The sequence below is a fragment of the Pseudolysinimonas sp. genome (genome assembly GCF_031389465.1).
Lineage (GTDB): Bacteria > Actinomycetota > Actinomycetes > Actinomycetales > Microbacteriaceae > Pseudolysinimonas_A.
The window spans coordinates 1-14,533 of the sequence record NZ_JANMSQ010000316.1 but is presented as its reverse complement, the minus strand read 5'-3'; the positions used below and the strand labels follow the sequence as shown (position 1 = coordinate 14,533).

Here is a 14,533-nt window from a genome sequence, read left to right as displayed (position 1 = left end):
CTCGACCGATGTATCCCGACCCCGAGGCCACGATCGTCCGCTGGGGTGTGCCGGCGGAGCACATCGCGGCCCTCGCTGCGGAAGTCACGCCGCGATCCGAACCGTCAGGGGTCACTGCGGACGTCGTGCTCGAGGATGGCGACTCGCTCGACATCCCGGGTCGCGACGTGCGCGTGGTTCACACCCCCGGCCACACCGCGGGGTCGATCTGCCTGCACGACAAGACCGGCGGGCTCTTCTTCAGCGGCGACCACGTGCTGCCGACAATCAACCCGGGGCTGGGGCTCGGGGGCTTCACGCCCGACGATGATCCGATCGGCGCGGCCCTCGACTCGTACGCCCGGGTCGCCGCCTACGACGACACCGAGGTCTGCCCAGGTCACGGCTACCGGTTCCGGGGGCTCGCCGTCCGGTCCGGTCAGATCGCCGACCGGCATCGCCGGCGGAGTGCCGAGATCGCCGGGATCGCGACCGCCGCCCCCGGCGCCACCGTGTGGGATGTCGCATCCCGAGTGGAGTGGACGGACGGGTGGCAGAACCTGGCCGGCTTCCTGCGGCTGTCCGCGCTGGCTCAGACCGAGATGCATCTGCGCCACCTGCATCGGGCTAGGGCCGAAGCAGTACCTTGATCGAGCGGCGATCGTCCATCGCCGCATAGGCTTCCGCGACCTCTGCGAGCGGGAGTTCGAGGTCGAACACCGTGCCTGGCCGCAACCGGCCGTCGAGTACCTCGGGCAACAGCTCGGCGATGTAGTTGCGCACCGGGGCAACGCCGCCGCGTACGCCTACGTTGGAGCTGAACAGCTTCCTCATCGGCAGTTCGGGTCCTCCGTTGGGCACCCCGACGAAACCGACCTGACCGCCGGGCCGCGCGGAGCCCAGCGCCTGCCGCATCGACTCCTCGGTGCCGACGCACTCAAGTACCCGGTCGGCGCCGACACCGTCGAACATCTCCTGGATGACCCGGATGCCGTCCTCGCCGCGTTCGGCAACGACATCCGTCGCCCCGAACTCGTGCGCAAGAGCGGCGCGCGACTCGTGCCTCGACATTGCGACGATTCGGCTCGCGCCCAGACGGGATGCCGCGAGCACGCCGCACAGACCCACCGCTCCGTCGCCGACGACCACGACGGTGTCACCCTTCTGCACCCCGGCCGAGACCGCGGCATGGTGACCGGTGCCCATCACGTCGGAGAGCGTCAACAGGTGCGGGATGAGTGCGTCATCCACCGGTCCGGGCACGACCGCGAGCGTGCCGTCGGCCAGCGGAACCCGGATCAGCTCGCCCTGCCCGCCGTCCGCTGGGTGCCCCGTGCGGTCGTCGCCACCCCACCAGCTGCCCTGCAGGCACGAGGTCGAGAAGCCGTTGCGGCAGTTCACGCAGGTCATGTCGCAGACGTAGAACGGCGCGATCACGAAATCGCCGACCCTCACCTGAGCGACGGCGGCGCCGACCTGCTCGACGATGCCGACGAACTCGTGGCCGATGCGGCCGGTCGCCCGGGTCACCCCGCGGTACGGCCAGAGGTCCGACCCGCACACGCACGCCGCGACGACCCGCACGATCGCGTCGTCTCCGGTCAGCAGAACCGGGTCGGGCACCTCTTCGAAGCGGATGTCGTGGTCACCGTGAAGGAGCGTCGCGTGCATCTCTCGACGCTACTCCGATGGCTGACCCGCTCCGACGATTCGGCACCGGATACCAGGCACTCGCGCCAGCTTCGCGTCAGCCGTCACGAGTGGACAGTTCAATTCCTCGGCGAGCGCGAGGTACGCCGCGTCGTAGCTGGTCGCGTTCGCCGCGAGCTGCACCACGCGGGGCAGAAGTGCGGCGGTCGGCCAGACATCGAACTCGAACTCGGCGAGAACAGTGACTGCTGACCCGAACTCGTCCTGGCTGAGATGCCCGCCCAGCCATCGACCCCGAAGGCCGTTCACCGTCTCGAGCACAAAGTGCTCGGGAACGACCCAGTGCGGATCGCCTGCGATGCCGTCGACGACCGCGTCGCGTAGGAGCGCGTCGGTCGCCACGAGGTACTCGATCGCGGCCGAAGCGTCTACGGCGATCGTCACGCGGTTGACCCGCTCAACGCGTCGAGAATCTGCTGCGTGCGCTCGTCGCGCTGCCGTCGGATGAGGTCAGCGGAACTCTCGTCAGCGGCGATGCGAGCGATCGGGTTATCCCGCGTGCGCTTCAGCCAGGCACGGTTGCGGGCCAACCTCGCCTCGCGCTCCAGCACCTCGGAGAGGAACACCTGCAGCGACTGACCCCGCGCGTCGGCCTCTGCGGCGAGAGCGTCGCGCACAGCGGCGGAAACCCCGCGCACCTGGATGGCCACCATGCAACCAGTTTAGCCTGCATATTCGCGTGCACATGAGGGAAGTAGCTTCGAGGCATGAGATTCGGCATCTTCGTTCCACAGGGCTGGCGCTTCGACCTGGTCGGCATCCCGCCGGAGGAGCACTGGGCGACCATGAAGGGTCTCGCGCTCGCCGCGGAGGCTGGGCCGTGGGAGTCACTGTGGGTCTACGACCACTTCCACACGACTCCCGTGCCGAGCGAGGAGGCGACGCACGAGGCGTGGACGCTCATGGCGGCGTTCGCGGCAGTGACCGACCGCATCCGGCTCGGCCAGATGTGCACGTGCATGGCGTACCGCAACCCGGTGCACCTGGCGAAGGTCGCGGCGACCGTCGATCACGTGTCGGGAGGGCGGCTCGAGATGGGCATCGGCGCCGGCTGGTACGAGCACGAGTGGCGCGCGTACGGCTATGGCTTCCCCGAGGCGCCGGAGCGGTTGCGCATGCTCGACCAGGGGGTGCAGATCATGCGGCAGGCCTGGGAGACGGGCACCGCGACGCTACAGGGTGAGCACTACGACGTGTCGGGTGCCATCGTGCGTCCGCTGCCGGTGCAGGACGGCGGCATCCCGCTGTGGATCGCCGGCGGTGGCGAGAAAGTGACGCTGCGGATCGCCGCGCAGCACGCGCGCTACACGAACTTCAACGGCGGAGCGGAGGAGTTCGCCCGCAAGAGCGAGCTGCTGCGCGGCCACTGCCAGAAGCACGGCACCGACTTCGATGCGATCACTCGCTCGAGCAACTTCAACACGATCATCGGCTCGACCGAAGCGGAGGTGCGCGACCGAATCGACGCCGTCGAGGCCCGCCTCCTGCCGCACCTCGGCGCCCGACGCACCGCCGATGTCGTCGCGCAATATCGGGAACCCGGCGCAGCTCAAGCGATCGCCGGAACGCCCGACCAGCTCGTCGACATCCTCGCCGAGCGCCGTGACCTCGGTCTGGGCTACTCGATCCACTACTTCCCCGAGTCCGCCTACGACCGTTCAGGCGTCGAGCTGTTCGAGCGCGAGGTCATCCCGGCTCTCGCCTAAGCGGCGGCGCTCTCCATCCGCGAAACGGTGAGCTCGTCGCCCGCGAGGTCGACCCGTACGGTGTCGCCGTCTCGGATGTCTCCGGCGAGGAGGGCGCGGGCGAGCCGGTCGTCGATCTCGTGCTGCATGAGCCGGCGCAGCGGACGCGCCCCGTAGACCGGGTCGAAGCCGCGCTCGGCGAGCCACGACCGCGCTTCGGGGGTGACCGCGAGTTGCAGCCGCCGTTCGGCGAGCCGCTTCTCGAGGCGATCGATGTAGAGCGAGACGATCTGGCCGAGGTCGTCAGTCGTCAGCGGCGAGAACACCACGATGTCGTCGAGACGGTTCACGAACTCCGGCTTGAACGCCTGGCGCACAAGGTCTTGCACGGCGGCGCGTCGCTGGTCCCACGGCAGGTCGGTGTCGACGAGGATCTGCGACCCAAGGTTCGAGGTCAGCACGAGGATCGTGTTGCGGAAGTCGACCGTGCGCCCCTGGCCGTCGGTGAGCCGGCCGTCATCGAGCACCTGCAGCAGCACGTCGAAGACTTCCGGATGCGCCTTCTCGACCTCGTCGAGCAGGATAACCGAGTACGGGCGGCGGCGCACCGCTTCGGTGAGCTGCCCGCCTTGCTCGTAGCCGACATAGCCGGGAGGGGCGCCGAGCAACCGCGAGACCGCGAACTTCTCGCCGTACTCCGACATGTCGATGCGTACGAGAGCCTTCTCGTCGTCGAACAGGTACTCGGCGAGCGCCTTCGCGAGTTCGGTCTTGCCGACGCCGGTCGGGCCGAGGAAGAGGAACGAGCCGGTCGGCCGGTCGGGGTCGGAGATGCCGGCCCGCGAGCGCCGCACTGCTTCTGACACGGCGCGGACGGCATCCTTCTGGCCGATCAGCCGCTTGGCCAGCTCGCCTTCGAGGTTCAGCAGCTTCTCGGTCTCGCCCTGCTTGAGCTTGTCGACCGGGATGCCGGTCCAGGCCGCCACGACCGCGGCGATGTCTTCGTCGGTGACCTGGTCGCTGACCATGCGCGGCCCGGTCTGCTCAGCCTCCTCAGCGGACTGCAGCCGGGTCTCGATGCCGGGGATCGTCTCGTAGTTGAGCTTCGACGCCTTCTGGTAGTCGCCTTCGCGCATCGCGCGGTCGAGCTCGATGCGCGCGTCGTTGAGCTGGGTCTTCAGGTCGCCGACGGAGTGCAGGGACGCCTTCTCGGCGAGCCACCGCGTCTGCAAATGCCCGAGCTGCGACTCCCGCTCGGCCATGTCGGCCCGCAGCTTCTCGAGCCGCGCCTTCGACGCCGCATCCTTCTCTTTCTTGAGCGCGAGCTCTTCGATCTTGAGCCGGTCGACGGCGCGCTTGAGTTCGTCGATTTCGACCGGGTTCGAGTCGATCTCCATCTTCAGCCGGCTCGCCGCTTCATCGATCAGGTCGATCGCCTTGTCGGGCAGCTGGCGGGAGGTGATGTAGCGGTTGGAGAGGGATGCCGCCGCCACGAGGGCGCTGTCGGCGATCGTCACCTTGTGGTGGGCTTCGTATCGCTCCTTGAGTCCGCGCAGGATCGCGACGGTGTCTTCGACGCTCGGTTCGCCGACGTACACCTGCTGGAAGCGCCGCTCGAGGGCGGCATCCTTCTCGATGTACTCGCGGTACTCGTTGAGCGTCGTCGCGCCGATCATGCGCAGCTCTCCGCGCGCGAGCATCGGCTTGAGCATGTTCGCCGCCGCGACCGATCCTTCGCCGCCGCCCGCGCCCATGAGGGTGTGCAGCTCGTCGATGAACGTGATGACCTGACCCTCGGACTCGTTGATCTCCTTGAGCACGGCCTTGAGCCGCTCCTCGAATTCGCCGCGGTACTTCGCGCCCGCGACGAGTGCGGCGAGGTCGAGCGAGACCAGTTGCTTATCCTTCAGCGAGTCGGCGACATCCCCCGCGACGATGCGCTGCGCGAGCCCTTCGACGACAGCGGTCTTGCCGACGCCGGGCTCACCGATGAGCACCGGGTTGTTCTTGGTGCGCCGGGTCAGCACTTGGCTGATGCGGCGGATCTCGGCATCCCGACCGATCACCGGGTCGAGCTTGCCGCTCTTGGCGATCTCGGTGAGGTTGATGCCGTACTGCTGGAGAGCGGTCTTCTGCTCCTCCTGCTGCCCCGAGGTCGGAGCGCCCTGCATGTTTGCCATTCGCGACCGTTTCCGAAGTTGAGTGGAGGTGGCTCAAGTCTATGTCGTGATCCTCGGTGACGCTAGATCGATCCGTCGCCACATCGCTCGCCCGCGACGCGCGACAATTGCAGGATGACGCCCGCCCCGGCCCTCGTCGGCATCTCCCATGGAACGTCCTCCGAGGAGGGGCAGCGCGCGGTGGCCGGCCTGCTCGAGGCGACCTCCCGGGCCCATCCCGAATTGATCGTCGCACAAGGCTTCGTCGACGTGCAGCACCCCGACACCGCAGAGACTCTCGCGGCACTCGAACCCGGTCGGGCCGCGATCATCGTGCCGCTACTGCTTTCGGCGGGGTACCACGTCCACGTCGACCTCGCGAAAGCGGTCGCGGCCGAGACCGGGCGCCGGGTGACGCTCGCGCATCCTCTCGGTCCCGACGACCGTCTCGTGCAGGTGCTGCGAGCCCGGTTGGCGGCGGTGGATTTCGGCATCGGTGACGAACTCGTGCTCGCGGTCGCCGGGTCGAGCGATCCCCGGGCAGTCGCCGACTGCCACGTCATCGCGGAACGACTGGCGCTCGCCGTGCGCCGGAAGGTCACGATCGGCTTCCTCGCCGCGGTCGAACCCCGCCTCGACGAGGCGATCACCAGCACTCGTGCGGCTCATCCCGGCAGCCGGATCGTCGTCAGCAGCTACCTCCTCGCGCCCGGCTACTTCCAGCAGCTCGCGGAAGCCGCGGGAGGGGACGCGACGACGGCCCCCATCCTCACGCCGGACGAACCCGCTCCGCAGCACATCGTCGACCTCGTCGTCGACCGCTACCACGTTGCGAACTCCGTGATCTGACCTCCGCAGGTCATGCGGTTGTTGCGCAACGCTACCTTGCATGACGGTCCGTGACGTTCGCATTGGCGACGGTGACACACCGCGGATACGTTGCCCCGAGGGTGGTCACCCATGTCGAACGAAGGGGGGAGATCAATGTCGCAGAACCCGAGCGACGTCGCGGCGCTCGTCCGCGAGCCGCGCCCCGAAACCCGTCCCCACGGGCAATGGAAAATCGACGGAACCGCTCCGCTCAACGCCAATGAAGTCTGGAAGCAGGAAGATGGCGGGCTCGCCGTGCGCGAGCGGATCGAGACGATCTATTCCCGACAGGGTTTCGACTCCATCGACGGTACCGATCTGCACGGCCGCTTTCGCTGGTGGGGCCTCTACACCCAGCGCAAGCCCGGGATCGACGGCGGCAAAACCGCGACCCTCGAGCCGCACGAGCTCGAGGACAAGTTCTTCATGATGCGGATCCGCATCGACGGCGGCCAGCTGACCACCGAGCAGCTGCGGGTCATCGGCACGATCTCCACGACGTTCGCTCGAGACAGCGCCGACCTCACCGACCGCCAGAACGTGCAGTTGCACTGGGTGCGCGTCGAAGACGTCCCCGAGATCTGGCGTCGACTCGAGGCGGTGGGCCTCGGCACCACCGAAGCCTGCGGCGACGTCCCCCGCGTGGTCCTTGGCTCTCCAGTGGCCGGAATCGCCGCCGACGAGCTCATCGACCCGACCGATGCCATTGCTGAGATCACCGCGAAGTACATCGGCGACCCCGAGCTCGCGAACCTTCCACGAAAGTTCAAGACAGCCATCACCGGGCACCCGAGCCAAGACGTTGTGCACGAGATCAACGACGTGGGTTTCGTCGCGGTCGAACATCCCGAGCTGGGAATCGGCTACGACCTCTGGGTCGGCGGCGGCCTCTCGACCGCTCCGCGTCTCGGCGAACGCCTCGGCGTGTTCGTCGCCCCCGATGCGGTTGCCGACGTGTGGTACGGCGTCACCGCGATCTTCCGCGACTACGGCTACCGTCGGCTGCGCGCGAAGGCGCGGCTCAAGTTTCTGCTCGCCGACTGGGGTCCCGCCAAGTTCCGGGACATCCTCGAGACGGAATATCTCGGTCGTGCCCTTCCGGATGGTCCACCGGCGCCGACTCCGACAACACCGGGCGATCACGTCGGTGTCCACCCCCAACGGGACGGCCGCTTCTATATCGGGGTGACGCCCGTCGTCGGCCGGGTGTCCGGCACGATCCTCACCCGCCTCGCCGACCTGCTCGAGCAACACGGGTCGACCCGGCTCCGCACCACCCCGCACCAGAAATTGGTGGTGCTCGACGTGCCGGAAGAGAACGTCGAGCCGCTCATCACCGCGCTCGACGAGCTGGGCCTCTCAGCCCGTCCCAGCCTGTTCCGACGCTCCACAATCGCCTGCACCGGCCTGGAGTTCTGCAAGCTCGCGATCGTCGAGACCAAGCAGGCGGCCACCGCGGCCGTCCTCGAGCTCGAGAAGCGGCTGGCCGGCATCGATGTTCCTCAGGCGATCAGCCTGCACGTCAACGGATGCCCGAACTCCTGCGCACGCATCCAGACGGCAGACATCGGCCTCAAGGGGCAACTCCTGCCGGACGGAAAGGGCGGCCAGGAACCTGGCTTCCAGGTACATCTCGGCGGCGGGCTTGCCTCCCAGGATCGCAACGAGGCCGGACTCGGCCGCACCATCCGCGGCCTCAAGGTCACTGCGGCCAACCTGCCCGACTACGTCGAGCGCCTCGTGCTGCGCTTCCTCGAGGATCGCGAGAACGGCGAGACTTTCGCGAGCTGGGCCCACCGGGCCGAAGAAGGAGCCCTGCAGTGAACGCCAGTGTCACCGAGGCCTCCGCGCCGCGGCTGCGAACCCATGACGAACTGCGGGCTCTCGCCGAGGCGGGCTCCGTCGAATTGGCTGAGGCCGACGCCGAACAGGTCGTCGCCTGGGTCGCCGCCAACTTCGACACGAGCACCGTAGCGGTCGCCTGCTCGATGGCCGACGCCGTGCTGCCGCATGTGGTGTCGCAGCAAATCCCCGGAGTGGACGTGCTGTTCCTCGACACGGGATACCACTTCCCGGAGACCTACGCGGCGCGGAACGAAGTCGCGCGCGCGCTCGATGTGCGCGTCGTCGACGTGCTCCCCGCGAAGACCGTCGCCGAACAAGACGCCGAGCACGGCGCGGAGCTGTTCAGCCGCGACCCCACCCTGTGCTGCGCCCTGCGCAAGGTCGAACCGCTACAGAAGTCGCTCGCGCGCTACGAGGCGTGGTTCACCGGGGTGCGGCGCGAGGAGGCGCCGACGCGCGCCAACACCCCGCTCGTCGCCTGGGACGAGCGCAACGGCCTCGTGAAGATCAACCCGCTCGCCGCCTGGACCTTCGACCAACTGCTCGACTACGCCGGCCAGCACGAGGTGCCGGTGAACCTGCTCATGTCGAACGGCTACCCCTCGATCGGATGCGCCCCCTGCACCCGACCGGTCGCCGAGGGCGAAGACCCGCGCGCGGGCCGCTGGGCCGGACTGACGAAGACCGAATGCGGGCTGCACTCGTGAGCGGGCCCGCCACGGCCCCGCTCACCGACCGACGCCTCTCGACGCTCGATCGCCTGGAGAGCGAGGCCGTGCACATCATCCGCGAGGTGGCCGCCGAGTTCGAGCGGCCGACGCTGTTGTTCTCGGGCGGCAAGGACTCCGTGGTCGTGCTGCACCTCGCGGCGAAGGCCTTCTGGCCGGGCAGTGTGCCGTTCTCGCTCCTGCACGTCGACACCGGTCACAACTTTCCTGAGGTCCTCGCCTTCCGAGACGCGACCGCCGAACGGTTCGGCGTGCGACTCGAAACCGCGCTCGTGCAGGACTACATCGATGACGGGCGCCTCCAGGAGCGAGCAGACGGAACCCGCAATCCGCTGCAGACCCGGCCCCTGCTCGACGCCATCGCCGCCGGGCGCCACGACGCGGTCTTCGGCGGTGCCCGACGCGACGAGGACAAGGCGCGCGCGAAGGAACGCATCCTGTCGCTGCGCGACGAGTTCGGCCAGTGGGACCCGCGCAACCAGCGCCCCGAGCTCTGGAACCTCTACAACGGGCGCCACACGGTCGGTCAGCACTTGCGAGTGTTCCCCATCAGCAATTGGACCGAGCTCGACGTCTGGCGCTACATCGAGCGCGAGGGCATCGAGCTGCCGCCGCTCTACTACGCCCACGAGCGCGAGGTCTACCGCCGCGACGGCATGTGGCGCGCCGTCAGCCCGGTCTCCCTCCCCGCTGCCGACGAGCGGGTCGAGGTTCGTACCGTTCGCTACCGCACGGTCGGCGACATGAGCTGCACGGGTGCCGTCGAATCGGATGCTGCGAGCGTGCACGCGGTCGTTCGCGAGATCACCCAGACGACGGTCACCGAGCGCGGGGCGACGAGGGCGGACGACCGGCTTTCGGAGGCTGCCATGGAAGACCGCAAGCGAGACGGATACTTCTGATGACCGCTGTACGTGGCGGTGACGATGTGCTCGATCGTCCCCCCCTCACGACCCTGTTCCGGTTCGCGACGGCGGGCTCGGTCGACGACGGGAAGTCGACGCTCGTCGGCCGCCTCCTGCACGACTCGAAGTCGATTCTTGCCGACCAGCTCGACTCGGTCACCCGCACCTCCGCCGAGCGCGGGTTCGGCGGGGCGGGCGGCGGGATCGACTTTGCGTTGCTCACGGATGGCCTGCGTGCGGAGCGCGAACAGGGCATCACGATCGATGTCGCGTACCGCTATTTCTCCACCAGGAGCCGGTCGTTCATCCTCGCCGACTGCCCCGGCCACGTTCAGTACACCCGCAACATGGTGACCGGCGCGACCACGGCTGACGCCGTCGTCGTTCTCATCGACGGGCGCAACGGGGTGCTGGAGCAGACCCGGCGTCACCTGTCGGTCATCCACCTTCTCCGGGTTCCGCACGTCATCGTCGCCGTGAACAAGATCGATCTGCTCGACTACGACCAGACCGCGTTCGAAGATGTCGAGGCCGACGTTCTCGCGGTGACCGACGACCTCGGGCTCGGTGCGGTCCACGTGATCCCGGTCTCCGCGCTCCAGGGGGACAACATCGTCGGGCGCTCGACTCGCACCCCGTGGTACGAGGGCCCGAGCCTACTCGAGCTCCTCGAGACCCTCCCGTCGACCGATGAGCTCGAGGCCGACTTCGACTCGTTCCGGCTGCCGGTCCAGCTCGTCATCCGCCCTCAGGGTGGCGTCACGGTACCCCCGACGGCGGTGGACGAGTACCGCGACTATCGGGCGTATGCCGGTCAGATCGCTTCAGGAACGGTGCGGGTCGGCGACGCGGTGAGCGTGTTCCCGGGAGGCGCTTCGACGGTCGTCACCGGCATCGACTTCGCTGGCGACTCCCTCGACGAGGCGACCACGCCCCAGTCGGTCGCGATCCGGCTCGCCGACGAGTTCGACATCACGAGGGGAGCGGTCATCGCCTCCGCCGGGTCGTTGCCCCGCCTCAGCCGCGACGTGACCGCGGCGCTGTTCTGGCTGGATCCGCGGCCTCTGCACCCCGGAGCCCGCGTTCTCGTCAAGTTCGGCACGGCGACCCTTCAGGCGATCGTGAGCGAGATCACCGGTCGACGCGACCTCGACACGCTCGCCCTGGAACCCGCGACCGGACTCTCCGTCAACGACATCGGGGAGGCCACGCTGCGACTCGCCTCCGCCCTCCCGCTCGAGGCGTACGCCGAAAACCGCCGGTCCGGCGCCTTTCTCGTCATCGACCCTCAGGATGGCGCGACGCTCGCCGCCGCGATCGTCCTGGCACCGACTTCGGTTACGGAATCTGACGATGCGTGAGGTTCTTTTACCGCCCATGACGACAGATGACACGGTCCTTTCGCCGGGGCGAGACGACGCACCTACTGTGGCGCGTACCTCTTCTGCATCCCCGAAAGGCTCCTCGCGCGTGACTCGTCGGACCCTCGTCACTCGTCGCGCCCTTGTGGCCTCGACCGCCCTGATCGCCGCCGCCACGCTGGTGACCGGCTGCGCGGCAGTCACCCCCGCGGGTGAGGCGAGCACCTCTCCCGCCGACGAACTCCGCCTCGGCTATTTCGCCAACGTGACCCACGCCCCCGCCCTGGTCGGGCTCGAGCAGGGGTTCTTCGAGGACGCACTCGGAGACACCACTCTCACCACCGAGCTTTTCAACGCCGGTCCCGCCACGATCGAGGCGATCAGTGCGGGCGCCATCGACGCCGCGTACATCGGCCCGAGCCCCGCGATCAACACCTTCATCAGGAGTGGTGGCGCGTCGGCCGTCGTCGTGGCCGGTGCCACGACCGGAGGCGCAGCGCTCGTGGTCCGTGACGGCATCGACAGTCCGGCCGATCTGGCGGGCACGAGGCTCGCGACTCCGCAACTCGGCAACACCCAGGATGTCGCGCTTCGCTCCTGGCTCGCCGGCGAAGGGTTCGAGACGACGACCGAAGGCAGCGGAGACGTGACCATCACGCCGACGGAGAACGCCGACACCTTCGCCTTGTTCCAGTCGGGTCAGCTCGACGGCGCCTGGCTGCCCGAGCCCTGGGTCTCCCGCCTGGTGATCGAAGGCGGTGCGCACGTGCTGCTCGACGAGGCCGAGCTCTGGGAGGACGGGATCTTCCCCACGACAGTGCTGCTGGTGAACAAGACCTTCCTCGCCGAACACCCGCAGACCGTGCGGGCGCTCCTCGAGGGACACGTCGATGCCATCACCTGGCTCACCGAGAACCCGGATGAGACCGCTGCCGCGATCAACGCCCGCCTGACCGCCGACACGGGCAAGGCGCTTGCGGACGATGTGATCGCCGCGGCCCTCACCGCCGTCGCATTCTCGGTCGACCCGGCCGCAGATACCTTCCCCGTGCTGGTCGACCACGCGGTTGCGGCCGGAACGGGCACCGGCGGCAACATCGACGGCCTCTTCGACTTCGGGCTGCTCAACGAGATCCTGCGCGCTGCCGGCGCGGACCCGGTCTCGGCACACGGACTCGGCAAGGAGTAGACGATGAGTGCGCAGCCCGCCATCTCGACGGAAGCGCTCGGCAAGCGCTTCGGCGACGCTGGGCCTCTCGTCCTCGACGACATCACCCTCAGGATCGAACCGGGCGAGTTCGTGTGCCTGCTCGGGGCATCCGGATGCGGCAAGTCGACCCTGTTGAACATCATCGCGGGACTGGAGCGTCCGACGACCGGATCCGTGACGGTCGCCAGCGGGAGTGCCGCCGTCATGTTCCAGGACGCGGCACTCTTCCCGTGGCTCTCCGCTCGACGCAACGTCGAGCTCGCGCTGCGCTTGCGGGGGGTCCCTCGCGAGCTTCGTCGATCGCAAGCCCTCGAGTTGCTCGACCTCGTGAGCCTCGCGGATGCCGCCGACAGGCGCCCGCATGAACTCTCCGGGGGAATGCGGCAGCGCGTTGCGCTCGCTCGCTCGCTCGCCCAGGATCGCCCAGTACTCCTCATGGACGAGCCGTTCGCCGCGCTGGACGCCATCACCCGCGATCTGCTGCACGAGGAGCTGGAGCTCGTCTGGCGTCGGACCGGTCGCACGATCGTCTTCGTCACCCACAACGTGCGGGAAGCCGCGCGGCTCGGCCAGCGCGTGCTGCTCATGTCGACTCGGCCCGGCCGGATCGCCAACGAGTGGAGAGTGACCGACACCGGTAACCGCCGGATCGAGTCGCCCGAGGTCTCGCGTCTGGCGATCGAGATCACCGACCACTTGCGGAAGGAGATACGCCGCAATGCCGCGTGAGCGCACTCTCGAGAAGGCGGCGCCTGCCCGCCCCGAATCCGCTGGCCCGGCAAGCGATCTCCGCGCGCTCGAGGCGGGGCTCGACGCGCTCCAGACCGTCGCCCTCACCAAGAAGCGCAGCTGGCGCCGCTTCTTGGACGGGGTACTCCCTCCCGTCCTGCTGCTCATCCTCCTCGTGGCTGCGTGGCAGCTCTACGTCGTCGTCGCCGCCCCACGCCCCGACCTGTTTCCCGGCCCGCTCGCGGTTGCGAACGCATTCGGCGCAGCCTGGGAAGCCGGCCGGGTTCAGCTGGCCGTGGCCACGAGCCTCGAGCGCGGCGTGCTCGGCTTCTTGATCGCGGTGGTCGTCGGGACTCCGATCGGCCTGCTCCTCGCAGAGGTCCGACTCGTCCGTCGCGCTCTCGGCCCGCTCGTCTCGGGACTGCAAGTTCTGCCCTCGGTCGCCTGGGTGCCTGCGGCCATTCTCTGGTTCGGGCTCACCGACGCCACGGCCTACTTCGTCGTGCTCATGGGTGCGGCGCCCTCGATCGCCAACGGACTCGTCTCGGGGATCGACCAGGTGCCACCGCAGCTCCGCCGTGTCGGCATCGTGCTGGGAGCTTCGCGCTTTCAGCAGGCGACTCTGGTGGTACTGCCCGCTGCGCTGCCCGGCTACTTCGCCGGCCTCAAGCAGGGCTGGGCCTTCTCCTGGCGCTCCCTCATGGCCGCCGAAATCATCACGACGGGCGGCACCATCGGTTTCGGCCTCGGCACGATGCTGAACCAGAGTCGCGAGCTCGCCGACCTCGCCGCGGTGCTCACAACCATCCTCGTCATCCTCGCGATCGGCATCCTGGTCGAACTCGTCGTCTTCGCGCCGATCGAGCGACGCCTGTTGCGTGGCCGCGGTCTGCTCCACACGGAGGGCGCGCGATGAGGTCCAATCCGTACCCGATCGGACTGCAGCTCGAGGGTCGCGCGGTCGTCGTCGTCGGCGGTGGCACCGTCGGAGCCCGGCGCGCATCCGGTCTCGCGCTGGCCGGTGCTCTCGTCACCGTCATCGCTCCCGAAGCCGGCCCGGAACTGCGCGCGCTCGTGAGCACCGGTGCGGTCACCTGGCGCGAACGGGGGTATTCGACGGGAGACCTCGACGGTGCCTGGCTGGTCCATACGGCGACGGGCGTCGAGGCTGTCGATGCGCTCGTCGACGCGGATGCGGCGGCCGCCCGCATCTGGTGCGTCAACGCATCCGATCACCGGGCGGCGACCGCCTGGATGCCCGCAGTGGCCAGGCGTGACGACCTGACGATCAGCGTCTCCGCCGGCGGCGACCCGCGCCGCGCGATGGCTCTTCGCGACACGATTGCGACCAC

15 protein-coding genes are annotated in these 14,533 nt (G+C 68.6%); 11 read left to right on the top strand and 4 right to left on the bottom strand.

Features of this window, described 5'->3' with window-relative positions:
• A partial coding sequence (locus tag RMO30_RS12260) for an MBL fold metallo-hydrolase (RefSeq protein ID WP_309713915.1) occupies window positions 1-629 on the top strand: 629 nt, incomplete at its 5' end.
• On the opposite strand, the gene RMO30_RS12255 is transcribed toward RMO30_RS12260, so the two are convergent.
• The 3 genes from RMO30_RS12255 to RMO30_RS12245 are packed head-to-tail and all read right to left on the bottom strand — an operon-like array spanning window position 607 to window position 2,342.
• Window positions 607-1,650 (bottom strand): zinc-dependent alcohol dehydrogenase family protein, encoded by a 1,044-nt coding sequence (locus tag RMO30_RS12255; protein ID WP_309713913.1) that lies wholly within the window; start codon window positions 1,648-1,650, stop codon window positions 607-609. The two genes, RMO30_RS12260 and RMO30_RS12255, sit on opposite strands and share 23 nt — an antisense overlap.
• A 9-nt stretch (window positions 1,651-1,659) precedes the next feature.
• Window positions 1,660-2,073 (bottom strand): type II toxin-antitoxin system VapC family toxin, encoded by a 414-nt coding sequence (locus tag RMO30_RS12250; RefSeq protein WP_309713910.1) that lies wholly within the window; start codon window positions 2,071-2,073, stop codon window positions 1,660-1,662.
• Entirely contained in the window at window positions 2,070-2,342 is a 273-nt protein-coding gene (locus RMO30_RS12245; RefSeq protein WP_309713907.1) for a hypothetical protein, read from the bottom strand. The genes RMO30_RS12250 and RMO30_RS12245 overlap by 4 nt, the downstream gene beginning before the upstream one ends.
• Before the next feature lie 54 nt (window positions 2,343-2,396).
• On the opposite strand from RMO30_RS12245, the gene RMO30_RS12240 reads away from it, so the two are divergent.
• Window positions 2,397-3,395 carry an LLM class F420-dependent oxidoreductase gene (locus RMO30_RS12240; RefSeq protein ID WP_309713904.1) on the top strand — a complete coding sequence of 333 codons (999 nt, stop codon included), beginning with the start codon at window positions 2,397-2,399 and terminating at the stop codon, window positions 3,393-3,395.
• Here RMO30_RS12240 and RMO30_RS12235 read toward each other — a convergent pair.
• Complete coding sequence (locus RMO30_RS12235) at window positions 3,392-5,554, bottom strand: AAA family ATPase (RefSeq protein ID WP_309713901.1); 2,163 nt, start codon at window positions 5,552-5,554, stop codon at window positions 3,392-3,394. The two genes, RMO30_RS12240 and RMO30_RS12235, sit on opposite strands and share 4 nt — an antisense overlap.
• 114 nt (window positions 5,555-5,668) lie before the next feature.
• On the opposite strand from RMO30_RS12235, the gene RMO30_RS12230 reads away from it, so the two are divergent.
• From RMO30_RS12230 to RMO30_RS12190, 9 genes are all read left to right on the top strand, one after another.
• Window positions 5,669-6,382: a CbiX/SirB N-terminal domain-containing protein gene (locus RMO30_RS12230; protein ID WP_309713900.1), complete on the top strand. Its 714-nt coding sequence runs from the start codon at window positions 5,669-5,671 to the stop codon at window positions 6,380-6,382.
• 135 nt (window positions 6,383-6,517) lie between these two features.
• Window positions 6,518-8,227, top strand: coding sequence for a nitrite/sulfite reductase (locus tag RMO30_RS12225; RefSeq protein WP_309713897.1), 1,710 nt, complete (start codon window positions 6,518-6,520; stop codon window positions 8,225-8,227).
• On the top strand, window positions 8,224-8,955 hold the full coding sequence (locus RMO30_RS12220; protein WP_309713894.1) for a phosphoadenylyl-sulfate reductase: 732 nt from the start codon (window positions 8,224-8,226) through the stop codon (window positions 8,953-8,955). The genes RMO30_RS12225 and RMO30_RS12220 overlap by 4 nt, the downstream gene beginning before the upstream one ends.
• The gene (cysD, locus tag RMO30_RS12215) at window positions 8,937-9,878 is read left to right on the top strand and encodes a sulfate adenylyltransferase subunit CysD (protein WP_397427939.1); all 942 of its coding nucleotides are present in this window, start codon (window positions 8,937-8,939) and stop codon (window positions 9,876-9,878) included. Before RMO30_RS12220 ends, cysD begins: the two co-directional genes overlap by 19 nt.
• The gene (locus RMO30_RS12210) at window positions 9,878-11,242 is read left to right on the top strand and encodes a GTP-binding protein (RefSeq protein ID WP_309713889.1); all 1,365 of its coding nucleotides are present in this window, start codon (window positions 9,878-9,880) and stop codon (window positions 11,240-11,242) included. Before cysD ends, RMO30_RS12210 begins: the two co-directional genes overlap by 1 nt.
• 109 nt (window positions 11,243-11,351) lie before the next feature.
• Window positions 11,352-12,431, top strand: coding sequence for an ABC transporter substrate-binding protein (locus RMO30_RS12205; RefSeq protein WP_309713886.1), 1,080 nt, complete (start codon window positions 11,352-11,354; stop codon window positions 12,429-12,431).
• A 3-nt stretch (window positions 12,432-12,434) separates the two neighbouring features.
• A complete protein-coding gene (locus tag RMO30_RS12200) occupies window positions 12,435-13,181 on the top strand; it encodes an ABC transporter ATP-binding protein (protein ID WP_309713884.1) in 747 nt (248 codons plus the stop codon).
• Window positions 13,171-14,097, top strand: coding sequence for an ABC transporter permease (locus RMO30_RS12195; protein WP_309713881.1), 927 nt, complete (start codon window positions 13,171-13,173; stop codon window positions 14,095-14,097). Before RMO30_RS12200 ends, RMO30_RS12195 begins: the two co-directional genes overlap by 11 nt.
• The coding region (locus tag RMO30_RS12190) for an NAD(P)-dependent oxidoreductase (RefSeq protein ID WP_309713878.1) at window positions 14,094-14,533 on the top strand (440 nt) is incomplete at its 3' end. The genes RMO30_RS12195 and RMO30_RS12190, both read left to right, overlap by 4 nt.

What these genes read in the sequence shown, in the direction of transcription:
- RMO30_RS12255 (WP_309713913.1), bottom strand. Translation starts at nt 1,650, where the DNA reads ATGCACGCGACGCTCCTTCACGGTGACCACGACATCCGCTTCGAAGAG.
- RMO30_RS12245 (WP_309713907.1), bottom strand. Translation starts at nt 2,342, where the DNA reads ATGGTGGCCATCCAGGTGCGCGGGGTTTCCGCCGCTGTGCGCGACGCT.
- RMO30_RS12240 (WP_309713904.1), top strand. Translation starts at nt 2,397, where the DNA reads ATGAGATTCGGCATCTTCGTTCCACAGGGCTGGCGCTTCGACCTGGTC.
- RMO30_RS12235 (WP_309713901.1), bottom strand. Translation starts at nt 5,554, where the DNA reads ATGGCAAACATGCAGGGCGCTCCGACCTCGGGGCAGCAGGAGGAGCAG.
- RMO30_RS12230 (WP_309713900.1), top strand. Translation starts at nt 5,669, where the DNA reads ATGACGCCCGCCCCGGCCCTCGTCGGCATCTCCCATGGAACGTCCTCC.
- RMO30_RS12225 (WP_309713897.1), top strand. Translation starts at nt 6,518, where the DNA reads ATGTCGCAGAACCCGAGCGACGTCGCGGCGCTCGTCCGCGAGCCGCGC.
- cysD (WP_397427939.1), top strand. Translation starts at nt 8,937, where the DNA reads ATGCGGGCTGCACTCGTGAGCGGGCCCGCCACGGCCCCGCTCACCGAC.
- RMO30_RS12210 (WP_309713889.1), top strand. Translation starts at nt 9,878, where the DNA reads ATGACCGCTGTACGTGGCGGTGACGATGTGCTCGATCGTCCCCCCCTC.
- RMO30_RS12200 (WP_309713884.1), top strand. Translation starts at nt 12,435, where the DNA reads ATGAGTGCGCAGCCCGCCATCTCGACGGAAGCGCTCGGCAAGCGCTTC.
- RMO30_RS12195 (WP_309713881.1), top strand. Translation starts at nt 13,171, where the DNA reads ATGCCGCGTGAGCGCACTCTCGAGAAGGCGGCGCCTGCCCGCCCCGAA.